Annotated in this window: 31 protein-coding genes and 1 pseudogene; 27 read left to right on the top strand and 5 right to left on the bottom strand. The window is 67.4% G+C overall.

All coding sequences use genetic code 11. The features are described from left to right. Nucleotides 1-21: 21 nt before the first annotated feature. The 6 genes and pseudogenes from QFZ26_RS10150 to QFZ26_RS10125 all read left to right on the top strand — a co-directional run bounded on the left by QFZ26_RS10150 (nucleotide 22) and on the right by QFZ26_RS10125 (nucleotide 6,254). Nucleotides 22-399, top strand: a complete 378-nt coding sequence (locus QFZ26_RS10150) for a hypothetical protein (RefSeq protein WP_307041715.1) — start codon at nucleotides 22-24, stop codon at nucleotides 397-399. Then, nucleotides 396-1,289, top strand: coding sequence for a DUF2303 family protein (locus QFZ26_RS10145; RefSeq protein WP_307041713.1), 894 nt, complete (start codon nucleotides 396-398; stop codon nucleotides 1,287-1,289). Before QFZ26_RS10150 ends, QFZ26_RS10145 begins: the two co-directional genes overlap by 4 nt. 139 nt (nucleotides 1,290-1,428) lie before the next feature. Further along, nucleotides 1,429-1,854, top strand: a complete 426-nt coding sequence (locus QFZ26_RS10140; RefSeq protein ID WP_307041712.1) for a hypothetical protein — start codon at nucleotides 1,429-1,431, stop codon at nucleotides 1,852-1,854. Further along, nucleotides 1,851-3,113 (top strand): annotated as a pseudogene (locus QFZ26_RS10135) (helicase-related protein); the annotation flags it as partial. The gene QFZ26_RS10140 and the pseudogene QFZ26_RS10135, both read left to right, overlap by 4 nt. Before the next feature lie 232 nt (nucleotides 3,114-3,345). After that, nucleotides 3,346-4,431, top strand: a complete 1,086-nt coding sequence (locus QFZ26_RS10130) for a DNA methyltransferase (protein ID WP_307045035.1) — start codon at nucleotides 3,346-3,348, stop codon at nucleotides 4,429-4,431. After that, the gene (locus QFZ26_RS10125) at nucleotides 4,428-6,254 is read left to right on the top strand and encodes a DNA cytosine methyltransferase (RefSeq protein ID WP_307041710.1); all 1,827 of its coding nucleotides are present in this window, start codon (nucleotides 4,428-4,430) and stop codon (nucleotides 6,252-6,254) included. Before QFZ26_RS10130 ends, QFZ26_RS10125 begins: the two co-directional genes overlap by 4 nt. A 5-nt stretch (nucleotides 6,255-6,259) precedes the next feature. Here QFZ26_RS10125 and QFZ26_RS10120 read toward each other — a convergent pair whose 3' ends face one another. Then, a complete protein-coding gene (locus tag QFZ26_RS10120; protein ID WP_307041708.1) occupies nucleotides 6,260-6,427 on the bottom strand; it encodes a hypothetical protein in 168 nt (55 codons plus the stop codon). Between the two features lie 80 nt (nucleotides 6,428-6,507). Between QFZ26_RS10120 and QFZ26_RS10115 the strand changes: the two genes are divergently transcribed. The 6 genes from QFZ26_RS10115 (at nucleotide 6,508) to QFZ26_RS10090 (ending at nucleotide 9,764) form a co-directional block, all read left to right on the top strand. Continuing rightward, complete coding sequence (locus QFZ26_RS10115; RefSeq protein WP_307041706.1) at nucleotides 6,508-6,921, top strand: HNH endonuclease; 414 nt, start codon at nucleotides 6,508-6,510, stop codon at nucleotides 6,919-6,921. Continuing rightward, complete coding sequence (locus QFZ26_RS10110) at nucleotides 6,909-7,127, top strand: hypothetical protein (RefSeq protein ID WP_307041705.1); 219 nt, start codon at nucleotides 6,909-6,911, stop codon at nucleotides 7,125-7,127. The genes QFZ26_RS10115 and QFZ26_RS10110 overlap by 13 nt, the downstream gene beginning before the upstream one ends. After that, nucleotides 7,127-7,840 carry a hypothetical protein gene (locus QFZ26_RS10105; protein ID WP_307041703.1) on the top strand — a complete coding sequence of 238 codons (714 nt, stop codon included), beginning with the start codon at nucleotides 7,127-7,129 and terminating at the stop codon, nucleotides 7,838-7,840. Before QFZ26_RS10110 ends, QFZ26_RS10105 begins: the two co-directional genes overlap by 1 nt. Next, a complete protein-coding gene (locus QFZ26_RS10100) occupies nucleotides 7,837-8,163 on the top strand; it encodes a hypothetical protein (protein ID WP_307041702.1) in 327 nt (108 codons plus the stop codon). Before QFZ26_RS10105 ends, QFZ26_RS10100 begins: the two co-directional genes overlap by 4 nt. Next, on the top strand, nucleotides 8,160-8,810 hold the full coding sequence (locus QFZ26_RS10095) for a hypothetical protein (protein WP_307041700.1): 651 nt from the start codon (nucleotides 8,160-8,162) through the stop codon (nucleotides 8,808-8,810). The genes QFZ26_RS10100 and QFZ26_RS10095 overlap by 4 nt, the downstream gene beginning before the upstream one ends. 231 nt (nucleotides 8,811-9,041) lie before the next feature. Next, nucleotides 9,042-9,764 carry a hypothetical protein gene (locus tag QFZ26_RS10090; protein WP_307041699.1) on the top strand — a complete coding sequence of 241 codons (723 nt, stop codon included), beginning with the start codon at nucleotides 9,042-9,044 and terminating at the stop codon, nucleotides 9,762-9,764. Between the two features lie 15 nt (nucleotides 9,765-9,779). On the opposite strand, the gene QFZ26_RS10085 is transcribed toward QFZ26_RS10090, so the two are convergent. Continuing rightward, nucleotides 9,780-10,406 carry a hypothetical protein gene (locus QFZ26_RS10085; protein ID WP_307041697.1) on the bottom strand — a complete coding sequence of 209 codons (627 nt, stop codon included), beginning with the start codon at nucleotides 10,404-10,406 and terminating at the stop codon, nucleotides 9,780-9,782. A 65-nt stretch (nucleotides 10,407-10,471) separates the two neighbouring features. Between QFZ26_RS10085 and QFZ26_RS10080 the strand changes: the two genes are divergently transcribed. Continuing rightward, complete coding sequence (locus QFZ26_RS10080) at nucleotides 10,472-10,672, top strand: hypothetical protein (protein ID WP_307041696.1); 201 nt, start codon at nucleotides 10,472-10,474, stop codon at nucleotides 10,670-10,672. Here the strand turns inward: QFZ26_RS10080 and QFZ26_RS10075 are convergent. Together QFZ26_RS10075 and QFZ26_RS10070 are read right to left on the bottom strand one after the other, a co-directional pair. Then, nucleotides 10,669-10,869: a hypothetical protein gene (locus QFZ26_RS10075; RefSeq protein ID WP_307041694.1), complete on the bottom strand. Its 201-nt coding sequence runs from the start codon at nucleotides 10,867-10,869 to the stop codon at nucleotides 10,669-10,671. The genes QFZ26_RS10080 and QFZ26_RS10075 overlap by 4 nt on opposite strands. A 688-nt stretch (nucleotides 10,870-11,557) precedes the next feature. Further along, a complete protein-coding gene (locus tag QFZ26_RS10070) occupies nucleotides 11,558-12,400 on the bottom strand; it encodes a DUF4145 domain-containing protein (protein WP_307041692.1) in 843 nt (280 codons plus the stop codon). On the opposite strand from QFZ26_RS10070, the gene QFZ26_RS10065 reads away from it, so the two are divergent. From QFZ26_RS10065 to QFZ26_RS10045, 5 genes are read left to right on the top strand one after another with little or no spacing between them, the layout of a single operon-like run. After that, nucleotides 12,399-12,926 carry a helix-turn-helix domain-containing protein gene (locus tag QFZ26_RS10065; RefSeq protein ID WP_307041690.1) on the top strand — a complete coding sequence of 176 codons (528 nt, stop codon included), beginning with the start codon at nucleotides 12,399-12,401 and terminating at the stop codon, nucleotides 12,924-12,926. The two genes, QFZ26_RS10070 and QFZ26_RS10065, sit on opposite strands and share 2 nt — an antisense overlap. Then, nucleotides 12,913-14,211 carry a PBSX family phage terminase large subunit gene (locus QFZ26_RS10060; protein ID WP_307041687.1) on the top strand — a complete coding sequence of 433 codons (1,299 nt, stop codon included), beginning with the start codon at nucleotides 12,913-12,915 and terminating at the stop codon, nucleotides 14,209-14,211. Before QFZ26_RS10065 ends, QFZ26_RS10060 begins: the two co-directional genes overlap by 14 nt. An 11-nt stretch (nucleotides 14,212-14,222) precedes the next feature. Continuing rightward, nucleotides 14,223-15,806, top strand: a complete 1,584-nt coding sequence (locus QFZ26_RS10055) for a phage portal protein (protein WP_307041686.1) — start codon at nucleotides 14,223-14,225, stop codon at nucleotides 15,804-15,806. Then, nucleotides 15,784-17,658, top strand: a complete 1,875-nt coding sequence (locus QFZ26_RS10050; RefSeq protein WP_307041684.1) for a phage minor capsid protein — start codon at nucleotides 15,784-15,786, stop codon at nucleotides 17,656-17,658. Before QFZ26_RS10055 ends, QFZ26_RS10050 begins: the two co-directional genes overlap by 23 nt. Then, a complete protein-coding gene (locus tag QFZ26_RS10045; protein WP_307041682.1) occupies nucleotides 17,655-17,798 on the top strand; it encodes a hypothetical protein in 144 nt (47 codons plus the stop codon). Before QFZ26_RS10050 ends, QFZ26_RS10045 begins: the two co-directional genes overlap by 4 nt. Nucleotides 17,799-17,945: 147 nt before the next feature. Here the strand turns inward: QFZ26_RS10045 and QFZ26_RS10040 are convergent, their stop codons facing one another. After that, nucleotides 17,946-18,146 carry a hypothetical protein gene (locus tag QFZ26_RS10040; RefSeq protein ID WP_307041680.1) on the bottom strand — a complete coding sequence of 67 codons (201 nt, stop codon included), beginning with the start codon at nucleotides 18,144-18,146 and terminating at the stop codon, nucleotides 17,946-17,948. 168 nt (nucleotides 18,147-18,314) lie between these two features. Here QFZ26_RS10040 and QFZ26_RS10035 point away from each other — a divergent pair, with 168 nt between their 5' ends. The 9 genes from QFZ26_RS10035 (at nucleotide 18,315) to QFZ26_RS09995 (ending at nucleotide 23,101) form a co-directional block, all read left to right on the top strand. After that, on the top strand, nucleotides 18,315-18,965 hold the full coding sequence (locus tag QFZ26_RS10035; RefSeq protein ID WP_307041679.1) for a hypothetical protein: 651 nt from the start codon (nucleotides 18,315-18,317) through the stop codon (nucleotides 18,963-18,965). 21 nt (nucleotides 18,966-18,986) lie between these two features. After that, nucleotides 18,987-19,988 (top strand): major capsid protein, encoded by a 1,002-nt coding sequence (locus QFZ26_RS10030; protein ID WP_307041676.1) that lies wholly within the window; start codon nucleotides 18,987-18,989, stop codon nucleotides 19,986-19,988. Between the two features lie 12 nt (nucleotides 19,989-20,000). Further along, the gene (locus QFZ26_RS10025; RefSeq protein WP_307041674.1) at nucleotides 20,001-20,285 is read left to right on the top strand and encodes a hypothetical protein; all 285 of its coding nucleotides are present in this window, start codon (nucleotides 20,001-20,003) and stop codon (nucleotides 20,283-20,285) included. A gap of 82 nt (nucleotides 20,286-20,367) precedes the next feature. After that, nucleotides 20,368-20,802 (top strand): hypothetical protein, encoded by a 435-nt coding sequence (locus QFZ26_RS10020; protein ID WP_307041672.1) that lies wholly within the window; start codon nucleotides 20,368-20,370, stop codon nucleotides 20,800-20,802. Beyond that, nucleotides 20,799-21,137: a hypothetical protein gene (locus QFZ26_RS10015; protein ID WP_307041670.1), complete on the top strand. Its 339-nt coding sequence runs from the start codon at nucleotides 20,799-20,801 to the stop codon at nucleotides 21,135-21,137. Before QFZ26_RS10020 ends, QFZ26_RS10015 begins: the two co-directional genes overlap by 4 nt. 8 nt (nucleotides 21,138-21,145) lie before the next feature. Beyond that, nucleotides 21,146-21,532 (top strand): hypothetical protein, encoded by a 387-nt coding sequence (locus QFZ26_RS10010; protein WP_307041668.1) that lies wholly within the window; start codon nucleotides 21,146-21,148, stop codon nucleotides 21,530-21,532. Next, on the top strand, nucleotides 21,525-21,866 hold the full coding sequence (locus QFZ26_RS10005) for a hypothetical protein (protein WP_307041666.1): 342 nt from the start codon (nucleotides 21,525-21,527) through the stop codon (nucleotides 21,864-21,866). Before QFZ26_RS10010 ends, QFZ26_RS10005 begins: the two co-directional genes overlap by 8 nt. After that, nucleotides 21,863-22,321 (top strand): phage tail terminator protein, encoded by a 459-nt coding sequence (locus QFZ26_RS10000; RefSeq protein ID WP_307041665.1) that lies wholly within the window; start codon nucleotides 21,863-21,865, stop codon nucleotides 22,319-22,321. The genes QFZ26_RS10005 and QFZ26_RS10000 overlap by 4 nt, the downstream gene beginning before the upstream one ends. A gap of 69 nt (nucleotides 22,322-22,390) precedes the next feature. Beyond that, complete coding sequence (locus QFZ26_RS09995) at nucleotides 22,391-23,101, top strand: phage tail tube protein (RefSeq protein WP_307041664.1); 711 nt, start codon at nucleotides 22,391-22,393, stop codon at nucleotides 23,099-23,101. Nucleotides 23,102-23,136: the final 35 nt, after the last annotated feature.

Genomic DNA, 23,136 nt, shown 5'->3' with positions numbered 1-23,136 from the left:
CACCACAGAGAAGGAGATCTCATGGGAGACAAGAAGGCCGAAGGAGGGCCCGGCAGCTTCGCCGCCGTGCTCGCCACGATCCGGCCGAAGACCGATGTCGAACTCGCGGAGAAGCTGTCGCAGCTCATCGAGGACGTCAAGGTCACCGGGAAGAAGGGCACCCTCAGCGTCAAGTTCGAGGTGAAGCCCGTCGACGCGAGCGGCTCTGCGGTGATCGTGAACGACGCGATCACGGTCCGTGCGCCCGAGAAGAACCGCGAAGGGTCGATGGCGTACATCGGCGAGGGGAATCGGCTGCAGCGCACCGACCCGTCGGCGATGCCGCTCTTCGACGACGACATCCGAGAAGCCGGGCTCGACCTGTCGACCGGCGAGATCAAGGAGGCACCGAACGCATGAGCATCGAACTCGAAGCTGTTGCGGCCACCACGGAGGCGGGGGTCGTGGCAGACCTCGCTCAGCAGGCGATCGCACCGTCGGGGCTCGACCTCGGCGAGGTCTACGCCCTGCCCGACGGGCACGGCGGAGTCCGCATCGCGGACACCGATCAGTACGCCGAGACTCCGCGCCGCCCCCAGGGGAAGCGCGTGGTGCTCGACGCGGCATCGTTCGTCGCCTACGTGAACCGCCACGTCACCGCGGGCACCGAGGTCTACGCCGACACGCCCAACTCCACGGTGCGAGCGGTCATCGACTCGCACGAGGGTGGCGCCGGCGAGCCCGGCTGGCAGAGCCACAAGCTCGACCTGTCGCTCGAACACACCAAGGCGTGGCGGGCGTGGGTCGAGCACGACCTCGGCCAGAACCCTCGCGGCTGGTTCGGGCAGCAGGAGTTCGCCGAGTTCATCGAGGACCGGGCACTCGACGTTGTCGAGCCCGACCACGGTGCGCTCATCGACATCGCGACGACGTTCGAGGCGAAGCAGAAGGCCGACTTCGCGTCGGCCGTGCGCACCGACTCGGGCGCGGTGCAGTTCGCCTACACGGAGACCGTCGCGGCGAAGGCCGGCCAGAAGGGCACCCTCGAGATCCCGAAGGTGTTCCGCCTCGCGCTACGCCCGTACATCGGCGGGCCGATCTACTACCTGACGGCGCAGTTCCGGTACCGCATCAGCGGCAACGGGCTCCTCCTCGGGTACGCGCTCGAGCGGCCCGAGAACATCCTCGAAGCCGCGTTCTCCGACATCGTCACCGAGATCCGCGACGGCAAGACCGTCACGGTCGACAAGGTCGAGACGCGCGAGCACGACGGCATCGGAGACGTGCCGATCTTCTACGGCCGCCCGTAGATGAGACCGGGCTGAGCCGTCCGAGCGGGACCACCCGCGAGCACCACGAGATGCACGGCACAGGCCCCAACCGGGGGCTCAGCAGGATTCCGGCCCGCTGAGCCCCCTTCACACCCCGAACCCCTTGCGAAGGAACGAAATGTCATCCCATCTTGGCGTACCCGACGGCGCGGAGCCCGCGACCGTGCAAGAGCCCGCCGCACCGTTCTCGACGACGTTCACCTTCGAGTGGGCGAAGGCGCCGCTCTCTATGAACGACCGCATGCACCACATCGTCAAGGCGAAGCTCACCGCCGAGTTGCGCTCCCTCATGCACGCCGCGGCGAGGCACATTCCCGACCTCGGACGCTGCGAGGTGCGTCTCGTCTGGTTCGTGAGCACCCGCCGGCGCCGCGACGACGAGAACATCGTCGCCACACTCAAGCCTCTCTGCGACGGCCTCGTCGACGCTGAGGTCGTCGAGGACGACACCCGCGAGTTCATGGTGAAGCACATGCCGGAGATCCGGTACGAGAAGGGCTGCACGCCGCACTTCGAGTTCACCGTGACGGAGCTGCCCGCATGAGCCCCCTGACGCTCGCCACCGGCAACACGGGCGCGATGCCGTACGACGAGTTCCTGCGCGAGAAGGTCGCGTTCGACCGCCGCTTCGGATTCGAGGTCGAGCCGACGGCCGTTAACCCCATCCTCAAGCCGCACCAGGCCGACATCGTCCGCTGGGCCGTCGCCGGCGGCCGGCGCGCGATCTTCGCGAAGTTCGGCCTCGGCAAGTCGGTCATGCAGCTGGAGATCCTGCGGCTGATCCTCGAACGTCTCGGCGGCGGCAGTCGGGCACTGATCGTCGCGCCGCTCGGCGTGCGCGGCGAGTTCGTCCGCGACGGCCGCGACCTGCTCGGCCTCGAGGTGCGGTTCGTCCGACGCACTGCAGAAGTCGACCCGGCGTGGTCGGGCATCTACGTGACGAACTACGAGTCCGTGCGCGACGGGAAGCTCGCCGTCGACCAGTTCGACGCGGTGTCGCTCGACGAGGCGGCCGTGCTCCGGTCGTTCGGGTCGAAGACGTATCAGGAGTTCCTCGGCCTCTTCGCCGACGTGCCGTTCCGGTTCGTCGCGACCGCGACGCCGTCGCCGAACCGGCACAAGGAGCTGATCCACTACGCCGGGTTCCTCGGCATCATGGACACCGGCGCGGCGCTCACGCGGTTCTTCCAGCGCGACTCGTCGCAGGCGGGGAACCTCACGCTGTACCCGCACAAGGAGCGCGAGTTCTGGCTGTGGCTGAACACGTGGGCGTGCTTCCTGCAGGCGCCGTCCGACCTCGGCTACTCCGATGAGGGGTACGTTCTCCCGGCACTCGACGTCCAGTGGCATGAGGTCGCCGTCGACATGCAGTCGAGCGTCGTCGAGCGCGACGGGCAGGGCGTGCTCGTGCGCGGCGGCGCCCTCGGCATCGTCGACGCAGCGCGCGAGAAGCGCCAGACCCTGAGCGAGCGCGTCGCGCGGCTCCGGCAGATCGTCGTGAATCACTGGGGCGACGTCGACGAGCGCGGCCAGATCATCCTCTGGTGCGATCTGAACGACGAACAGGCCGAGATCGAGAAGACGCTCGCCGAGCTCGGAATCACGTTCTCCTCGGTGCACGGCTCCCTCTCCGACGACGAGGGCGAGCGTCGCCTCGACGCGTGGCGCGCCGGCGAGACGTACGCGCTCATCGGCAAGCCCGTGATGCTCGGGCAGGGCATGAACCTGCAGCAGTGCAACACCGTCGTGTTCGTCGGCGTGACGCACAAGTTCGAGCAGACCATTCAGGCCGTGCACCGGGTGCAACGGTTCGGCCAGGAGCGGCAGGTCGTCGCCCACCTGATCTATGCCGAGTCGGAGACCGAAGTCCGCGCGGTGCTCGAGGCGAAGTGGCAGGAGCACGACGCCCTCACCGACACGATGTCGGACGTCATCCGTGAGCACGGGCTGAACCCGGCGAACATCAGCGCCGAACTGCAGCGAGCGATGGCGCGTCGAGCGCGTCGAGTACTCCGGCGAGGCATGGACGGTCGCGCTGAACGACTCTGTCGTCGAGGCCCGCGACCACCTCGCCGCCGACAGCGTCGGCCTGATTGTCACGTCGATCCCGTTCGGCAACCACTACGAGTACTCGCCGAACTACGCCGACATGGGTCACACCGACGACAACGACCACTTCTGGTGGCAGATGGACTACCTCACCCCGTCGCTGATGAGGGTGCTGCAGCCGGGCCGGCTCATGGCCGTGCACGTGAAGGACCGGCAGCTGTTCGGGTCAGTCACCGGCCGCGGCGTCTACACGGTGGCGCCGTTCCACGCTGAGGCGATCGCGCACTACACGGGTCACGGGTTCGACTACTACGGCATGATCACCGTCACCACCGACGTCGTGCGCGAGAACAACCAGACGTACCGGCTCTCGTACTCGAAGATGCTGAAGGACCACTCGCCGATGGGCGTGGGCTCCCCCGAGTATGTGCTGCTGTTCCACAAGCCGCAGTCGGACCGCTCGAAGGGTTGGGCTGACGAGCGGATCGTGAAGGACCGCGGCGAGTACTCCGTCGGCCGGTGGCAGATCGACGCCGCGGCAGACTGGCGCGAGTCAGGCGACCGGCTCCTCACCGTCGACGAGCTCGCGCAGCTCGACCCTGAGTCCCGCTCGCGGCTGTTCACGAAGCAGTCCCTCGCGCACGTCTACGACTACGAGGAGCACGTGCGCCTCGCCGAGCAGCTCGCGGAGCGGCACGCGCTCCCTGGCACGTTCGCGTCGCTTGTGCCCGGGTCGTGGCGGCCCGACGTGTGGCACGACATCCTCCGCATCGACACGCTCAACTCCGAGCAGAAGCGCCGCAACGTCGAGAACCACATCTGCCCGTTCCCCCTCGGCATCCCGCGCCGGCTCATCGCGGAGTACTCCATGCCAGGCGAGCTCGTCTATGACCCCTTCGGCGGCATCGGCTCGACCGCGCTCTGCGCCGTCGAGGCCGGCCGCCGCGCGTACTCGTCGGAGCTGAACCCGGCATCCGTCGCCGACAGCCTCGTCTACCTCCGGCGGCACGACGCACGCGCGTCGGTGCCGACCCTGTTCGAACTCCTCGACATCGAAGGAAGTGCCGCATGACCGCGACGCTCGAGCGCGTCGGCTACCGCCAGCCCGACGTCACATGGAACGGCCTCACCGTCACCGACCTCTTCTGCGGCGCCGGCGGCTCGTCCTCGGGTCTCGTCGCCGCGGGCTACAAGGTGGTCATCGCCGCGAACCACTGGGCTAAGGCGATCGAATCGCACCAGCTCAATCACCCGGAGACCGATCACTCGAGCGCGGATATCTCGCAGGTGACGCCGAGCTACTTCCCCCGCACGGACATCCTGTGGGCGTCGCCGGAGTGCACGAACCACTCGGTCGCGAAGGGCGTCAAGCGCCAACGGGCCGAGGACGCCGCGCTGTTCGACTTCGACGGTACGCGGCCGCTGCCCGATGACGCCGCGAACCGCTCGCGCGCCACCATGTGGGACGTGCCCCGGTTTGCCGAGTATCACCGGTACAAGGCGATCATCATCGAGAACGTCGTCGACGCGTTCCGGTGGGTGCCGTTCCAGCAGTGGCTGTCCGTGATGGAGGCCTACGGGTACGAGCACCAGATCGTGTGGCTCAACTCGATGCACGCGCAGGTCGGCGGGCTCCCGGCGCCGCAGTCGCGCGACCGCATGTACGTGGTGTTCTGGCGCAAGGATCTCGTGTCGAAGCGGATGCCGCGCCCGAACACCGGCAAGTGGACCCGCCCGACAGCGTTCTGCGCCGAGCACGGGCAGGTTCAGGCCGTGCAGGCGTTTAAGAAGGCCGAGGAGTGGGGCCGCTACCGCGCGCAGTACCTCTACCGCTGCCCGAAGTGCGCGGCCATCATCGAGCCCGCGTGGCTCCCCGCGGCATCCGCGATCGACTGGACCATCCCGGGCGAACGCATCGGCGACAAGAAGAAGCCGCTCGCGGAGAAGACCCGCGCTCGCATCGCGAAGGGCATCGACCGCTACTGGCGACCGCTGCTCGTGACCGCGGCGGGGAACACGTACGACGGCATCACGACGGGCTCGAAGTACCTGCGGGCGCGTCCGGTCGACGACGTCATGCCGACGCAGCACACGACGGCGAGTGAAGGTCTCGCGGTGCTGCCGCCGTTCCTCACGCAGTTCCGCGAGCGCGAGCGCACTCTCGATCCGTCCATCGACCCGCTGACGACGCTCGTCGCCGACGGCGCGGGCCACGCCCTCATCACCGACGGCATCCACGGCGACGGGACGGTGCAATCAGCCGGCGACCCGATGCTGACGCAGACCACGGCGCAGACGAAGGGCCTGGCATACTCGCCGCTCATGGTGCCCGTCGAGGGTCGCGACGGGAAGGTCGCAGCGCCCGTCGACGGCCCGATGCGGACGCAGTCGACGCGGAACGAGACGGCGCTCGTCATCCCGCTCCGCAACCACGGTGTCGCGAAGCCTGCCGAGCACCCGATCGACACAGTGTCGGCGAACGGCAACCACCACGCGCTCGTCATGCGGAACAACGAGGGCGGCGCGGAGATGTCGACGCCGGTAACCGAGACGCTGCGGACGCTCACGACGGGCGGTCACCAGTCGCTCCTCACGCCCTACTACGGCGCGAGCGAGTCAGCGAAGCCCACGTCCGACCCGCACGGGACGCTCACCACGAACGACCGGTACGGGCTCGTCGAGTCCGAACTCTCGCTCGACGTCGACGACGTCCTGTTCCGGATGCTCACCCCCGACGAGATCAAACGGGGCATGGCCTTCGAGACGGACTACGTCCTACTCGGCACGAAGCGCGAGCAGGTCAAGCAGGCGGGCAACGCAGTCACGCCGCCCGCCGCGCGGGACCTCGGCTACGCCGTGGCTGAGTTCCTCAACGGGCAGGCGGTGGCGGCATGAGCGCTCTAGAGAACGAACGGTCGAGACGGACCGGGGATGATGTCGAAGAAGTCCGAGTCATCGTGCTCACGGATCTCGGCGGCGAGCCGACGGAGGGTCGCCGCGGTCGCGGTGGTCGGGGTGACGGCGAGGTTCTCGAGCGCTTCCGCGATCTCGTTCAGGGGGCGTGTCATGGGGTGACCTTCCTCTTGCTGGGCTGGGTTTCTATCTTCCCATGGATTCACAGGAAACTCTCAGTTTCTGCGGGCGCAGCATGATCGGCCCGAAGCTGACCCCGCCGACGAAGGCGGAGGAGCGGGACGCCTACGACCTCGCCACGGTCCGCGACCTCGATAGCTGCCAGCGATGCCGGCGTGACTGCGGGCCCACGGCGCGGGACCACCGTCGCAACCGCTCACAGGGCGGCTGGACCGTCCCCTCGAACCTGCAGGTGCTCGGCCTCGGCTGCCACGCGTGGAAGTCCGAGCATCCGCTCTCAGCTGTAGAGGACGGCTGGGGTGTGCCCGGTTGGGGCGACTGGCGCGAGTGGCCCGCACGGCGTTGGGTGCTCTCCCGGCTCAGCTACCTCGAGCTCGTGTGGGTCATCTACGACGACGCCGGCAAGTGGGCCGGGATCAGTGAGAACGACGCGCGCGAGCGCATGACCTCGATGGGGTGGACCGAGTGAGCTTCGAGGCGAGGTACCACGGCCGCTGCGGTTCCTGTGGCGAGCACATCTCGCCGGGCGATCGCGTGCGGTACGAGGGCGAGTCGGTCGTGCACGACGACTGCGATGGGGTCACGGCCGCGGCGACCGAGCTCGACCGTGACGCGAAGCGCGAGGTCTGCACCGAGTGCTGGCTACTCAAGCCGTGCGACTGCGAGGGGACCTGATGCCGTACTTCCCTGTGGACGACGACATGCCCTTCCACCCGAAGGTGCTCGCCGCCGGCAACGAGGCGATGGGCCTCTGGGCTCGCGCCGGCGCCCTCTGCAAGAAGTACGCCACCGGCGGCGAAGTGTCGACCGAGATGGTGCTGAGCCTGGGGACGAAGAGACTCGCAGATCGACTCGTGAAGGCGGGCCTATGGGTCGTCATCGACGGAGGCTATCGGTTCCACGACTGGAAGCAGCAGGCGGGCAACGACGAAGCGTCGGTGGAGAAGGAACGGATCGACCGGGCGCGGGCGAAGAACGCGGCACGGCAGAAGGCGTGGCGGGAGCGTCACGCCTCGGATAACGGCGTTACTAACGCACCTGTCACGGAGTCCCCCAGTCCCAGTCCCAGTCCCAGTGACTTGACTCTGACTAACGAGTCACGTCCAGAAGTAGACGCGAGCGTCTCGACTGACTCGGGTGATCTGTCACCGGCAATGCAGGCCCTCGCTTCGCAGGCGGGCATCACGAGCGTCCCCGCGGTCGTCGAGCAGATCCGGAAGTGGACGCAGCGCGACGTCACCCCCGACGTCGCAGTCGGCATCGCCCGTCATCTGCTGGCGAAGTCGAAGGGCGACCTGAAGTGGCCGCAACGGTACGTGGCGCGTGCGATCTCGCAGTCGCCGCTCGAGGTCCAGCAGCACATCGACGAGGGAGGACTCGCAGCATGAATGTCACCGTGACGCTGCCAGACCGAGTGTGGGCACGTCTCGCGAGCATCGCCGACGAGAAGGGCGTCAAGGTCGCTGACCTCATCGCAGACGGCGTGCACCGCATCGTCGAGCCGCCGAAGACACCCAGGCGGTTCGTCAGCCCGATCCCGGACCCGAAACTGCGGACCATGATCCGCGACCTCCGAGTTCTCCACCGGTCCGTGGCTGACATCAGCAACACCCTCCAGCTCGACGCCCACCGGGTCGCCGCAACCGTGCGCGATCTCGGGTTCGAAACGAAGCGGGGACGGCCCCGCACCAACGGAAGGAAAGCATCATGAGCGAATGGCCCGATGGCCTCACGCTGGGACCGATCCGAGAGTGGCCCGGCGAGCTGACGCCCGCCGGCCGGCGCGAGCGGTCGAAGTTCAAGACGGCCGGATACGACGGCTACAGCCGCCGCTCGACGCCCCTCTCGAACACGCTCGAGATCCTCGACCGTGAACTGCGGATGATCGGCGCGAAGAACGCCGAGATGCTGGTCGCGATCGCGCCTCAGGATTTCCGTCAGGACGGCAAGCCGCGCGCTCAGGCGAAGGCGGAGCATCCCGGAGTGATCCTGTCGTTCGACTCCCGGCACGGGGCGCTCTCGTACCCGTGTGACACGTTCACCACCTGGCAGGACAACCTCCGTGCGATCGCGCTCTCCCTCGAGAAGCTGCGCGCAGTCGACCGGTACGGGGTGACAACGCGCGGCGAGCAGTACCGCGGGTTCCTCGCCCTCGAGGCGCCGACGCCGACATTCGCCGGCTTCGCGACTGTGTCCGCCGCCGAGCTGTTCATCATGGACTTGCTTGGAGATGCGGACCTCGACGGCATGGGCCCGCGCGCCGTCATGCGCGCGGCAAAGCGCACGGCACACCCGGACACGGGCGGCTCGGCCGAGCTGTTCCAGAAGGTGCTGGCAGCTGAGGAGCTTCTCTCGTGACCGCCCCTGAGTTGTCCGCTGATGAGAAGGCTGAGGTCGCCCGATTCGGCATCCACGACGAGGGCGATGGCCTTCCCGAGGTTCGTGTGGAGCGCGAGCCGTGACCCGCCCCTCGTACGCCCCGCCGCCGACCCGCGACCGCACGCCTGCCCAGCCGTGCTGCGCGTGCTGCAAGACACCCGGCTTCGGGTGCGCCAACCCCGCCTGCCACTGCCACCCGAAGGAGACCCGATGAACACCACCACCGACCGCGACGAGCTCCTCGACGTCATCGACCGCCTCACCATCGAGCACCCGTACCGTGCGATCATCGACGGCCGCTCCCGGTGGGTGCGCCGCGACCCGCTCATCGGTCAGCTCCGCGAAGCGATCGCCTCCAACCGAACCGGCGGGAACGGTCTCGCCGCATCGACCTCGAGCGTCCCATTCGACTCGGACGCCCTCGAGCAGTACGACCGCCTCGACGGGATCATTCTGCACCAGCTCCGCACCGACACCGACCTCATGCCGCACCTCACCCCCGAGGCTAACCTGCGCGCCTGGTACAGGGTCGTCAACCCAACGCTCACCGCCGATGAGGCTGAGTTCTGGCGGAAGGTGTGGAGCCCGTGGGAGCACACCATCAACGCGAAACTGCACCCGCCGATCGTGCTCGAACTCATCGACACGCACACCCGCAAGCCGTACGACTGCCCCGAGTGCGGCATGGACTGGTTCGAGCAGATCCTCAACTCCGGACCGATCCCCGGCAGCCGGCCCCCGAAGCGCTGGTACGACCGGGAGAAGCGCATCGCCCTCACCGCGACGTACCGGCCCGACGGCCGCGGCGGCCTCGAGCGCTCCGCGGTGGAGTGCGGCTGCTGCGGGTACCGCGTCGTCGGCTCCTCCGGGGTGCGCGGGTTCGCGTGGGACCTCGAAGAGCACCCCGACGAGGCGGAGACCGACCGTGCCTGAGCCCGATGATGTACGTCACCTACCCGCGGAGGCGAGGTAGAACGCCGGCTGCATTCGGGTCATCTCGAGCTCCGCCTCGACGCGCCCAGCTGCCTCGAACGGGTCAAGCGCCCAGTCGTGGATGCGCCCCAGAGTTCGCTCGTCTCGAGTTTGCGTGATGGCTTCAGCTTCCGGCGAAGCATGTTCCGTGCCGAATTCGTCTACTTCATCGGCAGGAAGATCTGCGTGGCGGTTCCTGATGTCGAACTCTGTGATCTCGAACATCGCCCGAGCGCCTGGCACAAAGCTATGTGCAAGCGCAGCCTGAGCAGCGCGTTTGGCGATCGCAGGATCGCGCTCGGGCTCAGGAGTCGGGCGCTGGAACCGCCAGAATGAGCTGAGCTCGAGGTCGAACCATGTCCAGAGGAGACGCGCCTCCGTCTGCGCCATGTCGAGGACACGCTGCCGACGATTCTCATCGACCCTGCGGGACTCCTCCTCAATCCGCACCATCTCGACCTTCTCGGCGAGTTGACCGGCGCGGCTGCTAGCGCGCACAGCTGCCACGGCAACGACCACCGTCGCGATACCAAGTGCGAGCGGTATCCATAACTCGACCACCCAGTCAAACGTGGTGGCATCGGACCAGTCGATGTCGCGCATGGCCGAACGCTAGCGGTATGGAACGAATCGCCGCGGAATCACACGCCAAGGGTCAGAATGAGTTCGTGAACGCGGACCGGCAGCCGTCCTTCGAGGAGTACTGCGCCGAGCACGACATCCAGCCCGGCGAGGAGCCGGCGGCGTTCGCCGCCTACCTGCACATGCTCAGCGACGGCAAGTGGGACGGCGATGCGCGCGAGGTCAGCGACGATTTCGGAGACGGGCGTGCAGGCGGGGACGATCGGTACCCCCGCCCGTCACCCTAGCCGCGCAGTAGCACCACCACCATCGGGACCCACAGCGGTGCGGCCCGCAGGCTGATCTGCACGAGCTCGTCGAGCGTCGTGAGGATCGATCGGAGGCATCCGCCCCAGTCCACCCGCACGGTCCAATGACCGGAGAGGTGGACACCTAGCGAATATGTAATACGATGGTTCGAGTACATCGGGATTGCGGCTGTCATTTCTGGCAGTCTCCTACTCCCCGCGAGCGCCAACTCGCGGCATGGTGTTCATCAGATCGAAGACAAGAGCTCCGCCCGAAAGGGTCGGGGCTCTCGTCGTCTGGGCGATTGCCGTACTGGCAACGCTAACCGCGGCATCCCCCACATGGGCCGCTGTTCGCCGTGAGCGCAGCGCCGAAATGCCGACGCCCTCTCCGACAGCGACTAGAATTTGCGGCAACGACACGCCAGAGAATTACACCGCTGTAGTTCGAATGCTGTAACGTAGTCATCGCACAGCATCAGTGCGTCAACTTCCGGAAGGCCCTCGCTCACGCGGGGGCCTTTTCGTGTACCCCGGGAGGCAGCGATGCTCGCCCGACAGGTCGTCATCTGCCTTGCAGCTCTCGGCACAGCAGCGGTGATCCTCTGGAGCATCCTCACCTGAGAGGGCAAGGTCATGCGCTCAGGTCTCTGGTACTCGTTCGGCCTCGTCATCGGCGCCACGGTCGTTGTCCTCTGGGGGAAGCTCGGCTGGCCGTGGCTCGTCTGGCTCTTCGCACGCGGTGACTGACCATGCCTGTCCCTGCGCACCTCGTCTGCATCTGCGGCACAGCGAAGACCGCCCGCCGAGGCGGCGTGACTTCCTGCAAGCACTGCGACACCCGCTGCACTCGCTCGAACTGCCCGAACTGTCGCAAGGGCAACGTCAAGGTGTAACGGCGCCATCCGCGCTGCGACGCTTGCGGTCAATCGAATCGCGGACGCCTTCGGGGAGTCTCTTCCAAGCTCCATCGATCGCAGCGGGACGAGCGATCAACTCATCGACGAGATCGTTCACCGCATCGAAGAGCATCTCGCCAACACCGCTCGTGTCGTCGTGAAGGTACAGATAGACGAGTTCGTCCTCACCGACTCCGTGGAGTGACTCATTTCCGAGATACCTCACAACGTCGAGCAGCTGCCCGAGGGGCGCGCTCACGCGTCCCTTCAACCGAGCGATACGGTCGTGCAGTCGGTCCTTCTCAGTGCCTCCGTCGTCGAGCTGCCGGATCAGCTTCTCAAGGGCAGCACGGATCAAGGCCGCCCCGGCCTTACGTGAGAGGCCGAACACCTCGCTGGCCTCGTCATACAATTCGCGAACGTCCGCAGGCATCATCCTGTGAGGGGCGGGGCCACCCGAAGTGATTGGGTATGCGATCGAATCCCCGCGCCAAATCGACCGACGGTCACACGCTTGACAGTGGGCGGATTGCCAGACCACGCCGCCTATCAGGAGACCGTTCCAGCTTCGCTCTGATTCGGGCTCGTCATGAAGCTGCACCCAACCTACGTTGTCGGCTCGGTTCTGCCACAGCGTCGCCCAAACCTGTTGCGCGGGCACGCCGCATCGGGGGCAGGTGAGTATCGACCTTCCAGCCCGCGGGATCTCGATACTCTCGGCATCCTCGCTCGTCTCTTCCACGTCGCTCATCCCCACACACTCCCACTCCAAGCCGACGACGGCTAGACACCCATACAGGGCAAGAGGCCCGAAGAGGTGAACGACCATGGCGCGCAACGGGACGTTCGACAGCAAACGCGCAGAGGCGCAGCGGCTCTTCGATGAGGGCCTCTCGTGTCGTGCGATCGCGAAGAAGCTGAAGTGCTCGCCGTCGACGGTGTCGCGGTGGGCTGAGCGTGAAGGTCTGAAATTCGACCGGGCGCAGACTGCTGCGGCGGTCGAGGCGCACAAGGTCGACCTGGCCGCTGAGCGCCTGCTTCTCGCTGAGGAGATGATGGCAGCCGGCCGCGAGGCTCTGCGAGAGATCCGCGGCAAGGTGACGGTGTACAACATCGGCGGCAAGGACAACACGTTCACCGAGCACGAGCTCGAGCGGGCGCCGATGTCGATGCGTCGTGAAGCTCTCACCGCTGCGGGCATCGCGTTCGACAAGGCGACCCGCATCGTCGAGAAGGACAACGGCGGCCTCGACCAGGCGGTCGGTGTGCTCGACGCTCTCGCTGACGGGTTCAAGGCCGCGGCCGTCCACTACCGTGCGGAGACGCCGCCTGAGGGCACCGATGAACCTGAGTGACATCGAGCGGCTCGTCTCGAAGGCGCAGATCCTCTCGATCGTCGATGCGATGAACCGGAAGCTCGCGCTCTGGTACGGGTCGGTGTCGGCAGGGAAGACGGTTGCGTCGCTGTTCGCGTTCCTTCTCGCGGTCATGGTGGCTCCGAAGACGGGCATGATCGTCATCGCGGGCGCCTCGCTGCAGACGATCTACCAGAACGTGTTCGTGCTGTTCCAGAACACCAGCATCTTCGGCTCGGTGATCTCGTCGCAGATCCACTACACGCCCGGCGCGACCTCAGCGGTCATCCTCGGCCGTGAAGTACTCCTCGTCGGTGCGAAGGACGCGAAGGCTGTCGGCCGCATCCAAGGCGCCACGATCGCGTTGGCGTACGCCGACGAGGCGGCGCTGATGCCTGAAGAGTTCTGGAACATGCTCGTGTCCCGTCTCCGCGTCGACGGCGCCCGACTCCTTGCGACGATGAACCCCGCGTCACGGAATCACTGGATCAGGAAGAAGTGGATTCTCCCCGCCGGCGAGAAGAACCTCGTCTCGTTCCACTTCACGATGAAGGACAACCCGAACCTCTCGGCCGAGTACATCGCCGACATGGAGGCTTCGTTCTCGGGCGTGTTCTACGACCGGATGATCCGAGGCGAGTGGACGAACGCCGCGGGCGCGGTCTACCCGATGTGGGACCCGACCCGCCACGTCATCCCCTTCGACCAGATGCCGCGCCTGCAGGACATCCTCGGCATCGGCATGGACTACGGCACCACGAACCCCACCACGGCGATGATGCTCGGCCTCACGGACGAGCAGAAGCCGCGGCTCGTGTTCATGGACGAGTGGGGCTACGACCCCTCCGACGACGCGAACCACGGTGTTCGCCTCACCGACGCCGAGCTCTCCAAGCGGTTCCGGGCGTGGCTGCCGAAGCCACACTCGCCCGAGCCGAACGGGCTGCAGCCGCGGTTCATCATGCTCGACCCGGCCGCCGCCTCGTTCCGCACACAGCTGCACCAGGACCTCCGTGGCACCGGCCTCTCCCCGTGGGCAGCCGATCACGACGTGCTCAAGGGCATCGCCACGATGGGCAACCTGCTCGACAACGACCAGCTGCTCGTCACCGACCGGTGCGAACGGTTCCAAGGCGAAGTGTCCGAGTACCAGTGGTCCGACAAGGCCACCGAAAAGGGCGACGACGAGGTCGTGAAAGAGCACGACCACTGGCTCGACGCCGGCCGGTACATCACCCATTCGACGAAGACGTACTGGCAGGGCGAGCTCGCTCCAGCCGCGTGAGAGGAGCTACCGTGCCGCTGCCCCTCCCGAACACAGCGTGGCCGCCCGCCCCGTGGGACTACGCGTACCGCGTGTACGCAGAGAACGAGGCGTGGTACCTCGGCGACACAGATGCGCTCGAGCGCATCTACCGACGCGAGGAGCAGCGCACCCGCCCCGACTACGTCCGCAACGGGCAGCCGATGCGGGGCGGCATCGTCGGCGCAGCGACCCGCATGTTCTGGGGCCGGCCGGTCCCTGCCGGCCAGTCGCGCACGCGCATCCACATTCCTGCGCCGGCGGACCTCGCGACCTTGTCCAGCGATCTGCTGTTCTCCGAGCCGCCCGAGGTGAAGCTCACCGAGGAGAACGTGGCGGAGAAGACGAAGTCTCGTCTCGACCTGATCGCGAACTCCGACGACGTGCACGCGATGTTCAACCAGATGGGTGAACTGAAGGCCGCGCTCGGCGCGGCGGTGCTCACGACCGTCTGGGACACCGACGTCGCCGACCACGTCTGGCTCGAAGCGTCCGCCGCTGACGTGATCATCCCCGAGTTCCGCAAGGGCAAGCTCATCGCCTGCACCATGTGGACCGAGTACCGGCAGGACAACGTGTTCTGGCGGCACCTCGAGCGCCACGAGATCGGTTCGATCGAGCACGCGCTATACGAGGGCACCGAGACGAACATCGGCCGCCGTGTGCCCCTGACGGAGCGCACCGAGACGGAGTATCTCGCGAAGGTGATCAACGCCGACTCGGTGATCGAGACCGGGATCGACCGGCTCACGGTGTCGTACAACCCGAACATGCCGACGCGGGCGTGGCGGAAGAAGGGCGAGCTCGCGTACACGGGCCGTTCCGACTTCGCCGAGCTGCACCCGCTGTTCGATGCGCTCGACGAGACGTGGTCATCGTGGATGCGAGACCTGAAGCTCGGCGCGGGAAAGATCCTCGTCCCAGAGTCGGTGCTGCAGTCGCTCGGGCCCGGCGCAGGTTCGTACTTCGACGCTGGGCAGGAGGCGTTCGTCGGACTGAACGCCCCAGGCGACCCGGACAAGATGAAGCTCGACCAGGTGCAGTTCGCGATCCGTGTCGACGATCACGAGAAGACCGCGCACGCAATCTACCGTGAGATCCTCCGCGCCGCCGGCTACTCGCAGTCGGCGTGGGGCGACTACGGCTCGGAGAAGCAGCAGACCGCCACCGAGGTCGAGGACCGCGACAAGGCGTCCGAGCGCACCCGCGACAAGAAGGCCCTCTACGACAAGCAGGCCATCTCCCGGCAGGTGTCCGTGGCGCTCGAGCTCGACGGGAAGCTGTTCCCCGGAAAGGGCGGCGGCCGGTTCGAGCTGCCGATCGTCGAGTTCCCCGACGTGTCGCAGGAGGACCCGGAGAAGCTGGCACGTACGCTGTCGCTCCTCGACGCCGCGGGGGCGATCTCCACCGAGCAGAAGGTGCGCCGCGCGAATCCCGACTGGGACGACGAGCAGGTCGACGTGGAGGTCGCGAAGATCCGCTCAGAGGAGCAGGACGACAGCCTGGCCGACCCGCGCATGCCGCCGTTCGACGAGAACCCCGGAGACGACGAGGATGGCGACAACCCCGAAGCCTGAGCCCACCGCGGCGCAGCACGAGACCGCGCTCATCGCGATGTACCTCCTCGCCGAGCGTGAACTCCTGCAGGGATTCACCAGCATCGTCCGCCAAATGGCCGGCACCGGGCTGACCTCGTACGCGGTGCTCGGGCCGCTGCGCCGGCTCGTTCGTCGCTGGCTCGACTACCTCGCCGGCGGCGACGACCTCGCTGCGGCCATGGTGTCGACGTCGGTAGCGGAGGGAGCACGCGAGGCACGCCGACAGACGCGCGACCTCCGCGCGGTCCTCGCTGCGGCACCCGGCACCGACTCCCGTGGCGGCTCGCGCGGTCCCGGCGACGGCCGCCCGCCCGGTCGTGACCTCGAGCTCCCCGACGACGGATTCTTCGACCTGTCCATGCCCCACGGCGACCGGGCAGCGCAGGCCATCCGCGACGACATCACGTCCGAGCTCAAGGACGTGCGCCGCCGCATCACCCGTCTCCCCGACGACATCTACAAGATGATCGCCCCGCACGGCGCCACCTATCAGGTGCTCGCGAACGACGTCACGCCCGCGCAGGCGCAGGCTATGGCGTGGCAGGTGTTCGTCTCTCAGGGCGTCACCGGATTCACCGATAGGAGCGGCCGAGACTGGGCTCTGTCCTCCTACGTCGAGATGGCGGTGCGCACGGCGTCGCAGAGGGCGTACAACGCCTCGCACCTCGCTCGGATGCGCGCGGTCGGGATCGAGTACTTCACCGTCCCAGCATCGGGCCACCCCTGCCCGCTCTGCTTCCCATGGCAGGGGCGCGTCATCACCGCCGAGCCGATCGAGAACCCGGTCATCCCCGTCGCGGGCACGATCGAGCAGGCCACGGCCACGGGGCTGTTCCACCCGAACTGTCGGCACACGCTCATCCCCGTCTACCCGGGCATCACGAAGCTCGAACCGGGCGTGTGGACCGACCAGATGCAGCGCGAGTACACGCTCACGCAACGGCAGCGAGCCATCGAGCGCGACATCCGGAAGGCGAAGCAACAGTTCAACTTCGCACTCACCCCCGAGGCACGCACCGACGCCACCCAGAAGGTCCGACGGCAGCAGGCCCGCATGCGGGTGTTCGTCCGCGACACCGGGTTCACCCGCCAATCGCGACGCGAGCAGGTGCACCTCACCGACGACCGCGGCCCGAACTGGAACCCACCTCACGCCCAGGAGCCGCCACCCACGCCGCCGCGACCGTTCGGTCCCCCGTCAGACCGCGTGCCCGGCCCTGCGTTCGAAGTAAGCGTGTCGGAGCGCAGCATGGTCGGCGCGCAGGTTCGCCAGGCGCGCCGTGCGATCGAGAAGGTGCACACGGTACCCGACACCGTCCGCCCGGTGAAGATCACCGACGATGCGAACATGGCGGAGCTCGGGAAGTACTCGCCGATGCGATCCCTGATCGAGATCCGCTCGCAGGGTCCCGCGGTGCAGCTCACCGTCGCACACGAGATCGGGCACTACATCGATCACCGAGTACTCGGCCAGTCGACGACGTTCCTCGAGACGAAGCTGCCCACGTCCCGTTCGACGCTCAGGTGGCTGCGTGTCGTGCAGGACTCCCCCGAGGTGCGACGGCTGCAGGAGATTCTCGCCGGCGCGGACGACGACCCGGACCTCGAAACTCACATCCGCTACCTGCTGACGCCATCCGAGATGTTCGCCCGCGCGTACTCGCAATGGATCGCGGTCCGGTCTGGCGACGAAGCGCTGAGCCTCGGCGTCGAGTGGTGGCGGGAACGCAAGGATGAGTGGACGCGCGCCCGGCAATGGGGTAGTACGGAGTTTGAGCCGATCGCCGACGCGATCGACGCCATGTTCCGCGAGAAGGGGCTGCTGCTGTGATCGTGCCCGTCGAGAACGTCGCGACCGCGACCGACGCGGAGATCATCGCTGCCTACCTCGAGCTCGGCTACGACGAGGCCGAGGCGCAGGCGAACCTCATCGTGTTGCGCAACCCGAGCGACCGCTTCCTCGTCGACTGAGCGCACCGCCACTCGAGCCCCGTAGCTGATAGCACGGGGCTCTTCCCATTCCCGGCGGCGGTCAACGAGCCTGACTTCCCTCGAAGGCTGCTCATGACGCCCCGCCTTTCGGGCAGCAAGTAGACCTGCCGCCGCCGGGAACACTCACTACTGGTGCCAGTCGGTCTTTCCGGCGTCCGGCTCGAAGTGTCGGGCGAGGTCGACGACGGCCTCAGCGAAGGTCGATTCGCCCTCATTGATGCGGCTCAGGTGCTGCCCGACAGCCAGGATCGCGAGAACGTTGGCGGCGGCGATCCTCTGGTCGACCGTCGTGATCTCGTGCTTCGCCGGCAACGCGTCATAGGCCATGTTCCACAAGTCCATTCGGGACTCCTTTCAGTAGTGCGACGAGCCTACTGAGGCCCACAGACTCCTGCGTCGTCGCTGCCCCCTGCATCGGCGGCGGCGCAGGACCACACGTCCCAGCGCAGGGCTGGACGCCGGCAGAGGCCGGACCTACTGAGCTGGAGGCTCATCGTGCACAAGCACAGCATCACCGCATTCCCCACCCTCCGCGACCGCGACGGCATGGCCGTCATCGGCCGCACCGCCAACGATCTGCGCGGCATCCGGTACAACACCGACCCGGGCGGCAACACGCCCCCGCCTGCCGATCCGCCGGCGCCGCCCGCCCCGCCTGCACCGGCTCCTCCGGCACCCGCACCCGCACCCGCCCCGCCCGCTCCCCCGGCACCAGCCCCGCCCGTGCATCACCGCGGCGACCCCGACGAGCACGTGCGCGAGCTCCGAGAGGAAGCCAAGGAGCGCCGCCTCAAGCTCGAGCAGGAGCAGGCCGCGCACACCACCACCCAGCAGGAGCGCGACGCCGCTGCTGCCGAGCGAGACCAGTACAAGCGCGAGAACGCGCTGCTGCTCGCCGCCCCCAAGTTCGGCGCACGCGCCGACCTGCTGCTCGACTCGAGCAACTTCATGAAGAGCTTCGCCGACGTCGACCTCTCGAAAGAGGACGACGTCAAGAAGGCGATCGAAGACGCGATCGAGAGGAACGCGGCCTTCAAGTCCGGCCCCGGACTGCCCCCGACGAGCGGCGGCGGCCACCAGGGCGGAGGAACCCCCGCAACACCCATGACCCTCGACGGCGCTGTGAAGAAGGCGCTCGGGGGCTAACCCACCTCCCAAGGAGATGAAATGACCACCTCACTCGCAGAGGGCAAGCTCAACGCCCAGACCGACCTGAACGTGGCGGTGATCGACGAGTTCCGCAAGGAATCCGTCATCCTCGACACGCTCGTCTTCGACGACGCCGTCAACCCCGCCGGCGGCGGCGCGACTCTCACGTACGGCTACCGTCGCCAGATCACCCAGTCCGGCGCCGACTTCCGTGCGATCAACGCCGAGTACACGCCCGGCGAGATCACGACCCAGCACTACACGACCGAGCTCAAGCCGCTCGGTGGCGCGTTCCAGGTCGACCGTGTCGTCGCGAAGATCGGCCCCGCCGCCTCGAGCGCCGTGTCGATCAACCTTGCCGAGAAGATCAAGTCCACCCGGACTCGCTTCCAGGACGAGGTCATCAACGGCGACACCGCCGTGAACGCGAACGGCTTCGACGGTCTCGACAAGGCCCTCACCGGCTCGGCGACGGAGTTCAACGCCACCGTCGTGTCGAACTGGACCGACTTCGACACCGACCAGTCGGTGAAGTTCAAGGCGCTCGACGCACTCGACGAGTTCCTCTCGCTGCTCGACGGCACCCCCACGGTGATCGTCGGCAACAAGAAGGCCCTCGCTCGGGTTCGCGCGATCGTCCGCCGCACGGGCATGTACGTCCGCAACCCGATCGACGGTCTCGTCGGTCAGGACGGACGCCCCATCACCCGCGAGGAGTACGGCGGCATCCTGTTCGCCGACGCCGGCGACCAGGCAGGGGCCAGCACGCCGATCATCCCGATCGAGACCCGCACCGTCGGCGTCTCGACCACGGGCTTGACGGACCTGTACGCCTACCGGGTGGGCCTCGACGGCTTCCACGGCGTCTCCACCGTCGGCGGCCAGCTCGTCGACACGTGGCTCCCCGACTTCACGACCTCCGGCGCCGTGAAGAAAGGCGAGGTCGAGATGGGCCCCGTGTCCATCGCGCTCAAGGCGACGAAGGCGGCCGCCGTGTTCCGCAACATCAAGGTCCAGTAGGAGGCCCGCACCATGGCACCGAAGATCAACACGCCCGTCAAGGGCTTCACCGGCATCGTCGCGGGCGTCTCGTTCGCGAACGGCACCGGTGAGACCGACGACCCCATCGCGCTCGCGTACTTCGAACGCCGCGGGTACGACATCGAAGTGACCGAAGCCGAGCTCGCCGCGGCTGAGGAAGCGGAAGCCGAGCGCATCGCAGCCGAGCAGGCAGCAGCCGAAGAGGCAGCTCTCGCAGCCGCCGAGGCGGAGAAGGCAGCGGAAGCCGCCAAGGCTACGCCGAAGCCCTCGAGGTAGGGCAACACCCCGGTTCCCGGAGCGTTCACATGGGGGGCGCTCCGGGAACCACCCCAGACTCACCCGCTCGAGGAGGCGACGCATGTTCGTTGTACCGACGACTCTCGCCTCCGCGGCGGACTACAAGGCGTGGACCGGAGAGACGACCGACCCGCCGAAGATCACCCAGACGCTCCGCTCGTGCACGACTCTCGTGCTCGACGCGACGAAGACCGCGATCTACGACACCGACCCTGCGACGGGCCTCGCGACCGATGAGGACGTGAATAATGCCCTCCGCGACGCGACCTGCATCCAGGCAGCGGCGTGGGTGGCGCTGAAGATCGACCCGGCAACGGGCGGCGCGATCGTCCAGGCGACGAAAAAGCGTAAGGAGCTCGGTACGGCTGTCATAGAGTACGGCGATACCGCGGCAGCCGCGGCCGCGCGCTCCGCGGCCTACTCCGACCTCGTGCCCGAGGCAGCCAAGTACCTCTGGCAGCGCGGTCTGCTTAGCGCCGAGGTGGCGCACTCGTGAGCGCTTCCGAGCTCGACGAGTTCTACGTCCACGCCCTCACTGTCGAGACGTTCCAAGGCACGAACGGCTACGGCGAGGACATCTTCGCCGCACCCGTCGTTCTGACGCCGCCGACTGGGTGCTTCATCGAACCGAAGCGGCGCCTCGTGCGGTCCTCCACGGGCGAGCAGGTCGTCTCCGAGACCACGGTGTACACGTACCCGGCCAACGCGGCACTCTTCGCCCCGAGCTCGCGCGTCACGATCAACGGCACCGTCTCCCGCGTCATCGTCACCGCCCCGTTCGAGTCGGGCGACCTCGACCTCCCCGACCACGTCGTCATCAACCTCACCTGAGGAGCATCATGAGCGCGTTCTCGCCCCGCCAGATGTTCCTCCTCGACCTCGCATGCCAGCCCCTCGCCGAGGCATTCCGCCATCTCGGCTATGGAGTGTTCCTCGTTGGCACCGCCGCCGAGCGCGGCGAGTACCGCGACGTCGACGTGCGCATGATCCTCGACGACAAGAGCTACGACAAGCTCGCCAAGACCTCGAGCGTCGAAGGCATGGCGTTCCTCGGCCTCGCGATCGGCCAGTACCTCGCGTCGATGACCGACCTGCCGATCGACTTCCAGATCCAGCGCATGACCGAAGCGAACGCGAAGCACGGCGGGAAGACGCGGAACCCGCTCGGCGTCCGTGGTCTCACCAACTTCCGCGGCGACGCCGTACCGGAGCCCAACGATGGCTGACGACGAAGACCTCCGCGTCGTGCTCGAGCGAGTCGACGAGGGCATTGACGAGCTCATGCCCATCGCGCTCGCCCGCGGCATGGAGCACATCCGCGGCGTCGCAGTCACACTCACCCCCGAGCGGGACGGCAACCTTCGCGCCGGCGCCGGCGTCACCGTCGAAGGCGACGAGGCACAGCTGACCTATCCCGGTCCGTACGCGCGGCGGCAACACTACGAGCTGACGTGGAAACACACCGTCGGCCAGGCGCTGTACCTCGAGCAGCCCATGCGCACCGAAGCGGATACCGCGCTCGGCATCGTCGCCGACACCCTCGGAGGGGCGTTCCAGTGAGCAACACGACCACGCTCCTCACCGGCCTCGCCGCGATGATCGCAGGCGCCGGCCTCGGCATCGCATGGAACCCCGCAGGCACGTACCCGGTCGGGCAGACGGGCATCTTCATGAAGATCATGCCGCAGTCGCCCGACCGGGTCGTCACCCTCAACTGCGTATGGGCGGGCGACGACATCACCATGCCGAGCTCACAGCCCATGGTGCAGATCCGCGGCCGCGGCATCCCGAATCGACCACTCGACGTCGACGACCTCCTCGACCCCATCAGCGACCTGCTCCACGGGGCGACGAGCCTCGTGTTCGGCGGCGTCACCGTCGTGCAGATGAACCGCCGTGTTGTCGCCCCGATGGGCATGGACGACGCCTCGAAGCGGTGGGAACGCGCCGATCAGTACTACCTCGACGTGGACGTGCCCCCAACGATCAACCGCCCGCAAGGCGGTAGCTGGTAACCGCCAGCGCTTCGCCCCCTCGGCCTGTGCCGCGGGGCTCACCCCCCGATCAGCCTGAGGAGGCTCATCATGACCACCGCTCTCGCACGCCGCTTCAAGGTCGACCTGTCGACCATCGCGGCACCCACCTCGTGGGTCAACCTCAAGGGGATCAACGACCTCGCGACTCCCGTCTCCCCGACCCTGCAGGCTGCCGACGACTACGACTCGAACGGGTTCAACTCGTTCGAGAAGACCATGCAGGGCTGGGTCGTGACGGCGAAGGCCCGGCGAGCCACCAACGCAGGCGTGTTCGACCCGGGTCAGGAGCTCGTGCGACTCGCGAACCTCCAGTTCGGCGACCTCGCCCGGCTCAACATCCGCTGGTACGACCGCTTCGGCGCCCCCGAGGCGTACCAGGGCATCGCGATCTGCGGGTTCGTGCCGTCGAAGACCGGCGTCGCGGACCTCGACGAGGCCACGATGACGTTCACGGGTGACGGCATTCTCACCGCCATCACGAACCCGTATGCCGCGGCCGCCGTGCCCGTCGTGCTCGCCGCCACCCCCTCGGGCGCTTCCGTCGGCCAGCTCGTCACCATCACGGGCACCGGCTTCATCGGCACCGTCCCCACCACGGGCGTGAAGTTCAACTCCGTCAACGCGACGTCGTGGTCGGTCGTCTCCGACAACACCATCGTCGCGGTCATGCCCGCCGGTTCGGCAGGTGTCGGCAACATCGTCGTCACCAACGCCGCCGGCGCGTCGACGCCCGCGTTCCCCTACACCCGGGGCGCGTAGCAAGCCCCCTGACCGCCCGTGGGGATGCGGGCGGT

Source organism: Agromyces ramosus, assembly GCF_030817175.1.
GTDB classification, from domain to species: domain Bacteria; phylum Actinomycetota; class Actinomycetes; order Actinomycetales; family Microbacteriaceae; genus Agromyces; species Agromyces ramosus_A.
Note: the sequence above shows the minus strand (reverse complement) of the source record. Positions and strands in the feature narration are given on the sequence as shown.

Coding starts and splice junctions, on each gene's coding strand:
- QFZ26_RS10150 (WP_307041715.1), top strand. CDS start 22: ATGGGAGACAAGAAGGCCGAAGGAGGGCCCGGCAGCTTCGCCGCCGTG.
- QFZ26_RS10145 (WP_307041713.1), top strand. CDS start 396: ATGAGCATCGAACTCGAAGCTGTTGCGGCCACCACGGAGGCGGGGGTC.
- QFZ26_RS10140 (WP_307041712.1), top strand. CDS start 1,429: ATGTCATCCCATCTTGGCGTACCCGACGGCGCGGAGCCCGCGACCGTG.
- QFZ26_RS10125 (WP_307041710.1), top strand. CDS start 4,428: ATGACCGCGACGCTCGAGCGCGTCGGCTACCGCCAGCCCGACGTCACA.
- QFZ26_RS10120 (WP_307041708.1), bottom strand. CDS start 6,427: ATGACACGCCCCCTGAACGAGATCGCGGAAGCGCTCGAGAACCTCGCC.
- QFZ26_RS10115 (WP_307041706.1), top strand. CDS start 6,508: ATGATCGGCCCGAAGCTGACCCCGCCGACGAAGGCGGAGGAGCGGGAC.
- QFZ26_RS10105 (WP_307041703.1), top strand. CDS start 7,127: ATGCCGTACTTCCCTGTGGACGACGACATGCCCTTCCACCCGAAGGTG.
- QFZ26_RS10100 (WP_307041702.1), top strand. CDS start 7,837: ATGAATGTCACCGTGACGCTGCCAGACCGAGTGTGGGCACGTCTCGCG.
- QFZ26_RS10095 (WP_307041700.1), top strand. CDS start 8,160: ATGAGCGAATGGCCCGATGGCCTCACGCTGGGACCGATCCGAGAGTGG.
- QFZ26_RS10090 (WP_307041699.1), top strand. CDS start 9,042: ATGAACACCACCACCGACCGCGACGAGCTCCTCGACGTCATCGACCGC.
- QFZ26_RS10085 (WP_307041697.1), bottom strand. CDS start 10,406: ATGCGCGACATCGACTGGTCCGATGCCACCACGTTTGACTGGGTGGTC.
- QFZ26_RS10075 (WP_307041694.1), bottom strand. CDS start 10,869: ATGACAGCCGCAATCCCGATGTACTCGAACCATCGTATTACATATTCG.
- QFZ26_RS10065 (WP_307041690.1), top strand. CDS start 12,399: ATGGCGCGCAACGGGACGTTCGACAGCAAACGCGCAGAGGCGCAGCGG.
- QFZ26_RS10070 (WP_307041692.1), bottom strand. CDS start 12,400: ATGGTCGTTCACCTCTTCGGGCCTCTTGCCCTGTATGGGTGTCTAGCC.
- QFZ26_RS10060 (WP_307041687.1), top strand. CDS start 12,913: ATGAACCTGAGTGACATCGAGCGGCTCGTCTCGAAGGCGCAGATCCTC.
- QFZ26_RS10050 (WP_307041684.1), top strand. CDS start 15,784: ATGGCGACAACCCCGAAGCCTGAGCCCACCGCGGCGCAGCACGAGACC.
- QFZ26_RS10040 (WP_307041680.1), bottom strand. CDS start 18,146: ATGGCCTATGACGCGTTGCCGGCGAAGCACGAGATCACGACGGTCGAC.
- QFZ26_RS10030 (WP_307041676.1), top strand. CDS start 18,987: ATGACCACCTCACTCGCAGAGGGCAAGCTCAACGCCCAGACCGACCTG.
- QFZ26_RS10025 (WP_307041674.1), top strand. CDS start 20,001: ATGGCACCGAAGATCAACACGCCCGTCAAGGGCTTCACCGGCATCGTC.
- QFZ26_RS10020 (WP_307041672.1), top strand. CDS start 20,368: ATGTTCGTTGTACCGACGACTCTCGCCTCCGCGGCGGACTACAAGGCG.
- QFZ26_RS10010 (WP_307041668.1), top strand. CDS start 21,146: ATGAGCGCGTTCTCGCCCCGCCAGATGTTCCTCCTCGACCTCGCATGC.
- QFZ26_RS10005 (WP_307041666.1), top strand. CDS start 21,525: ATGGCTGACGACGAAGACCTCCGCGTCGTGCTCGAGCGAGTCGACGAG.
- QFZ26_RS09995 (WP_307041664.1), top strand. CDS start 22,391: ATGACCACCGCTCTCGCACGCCGCTTCAAGGTCGACCTGTCGACCATC.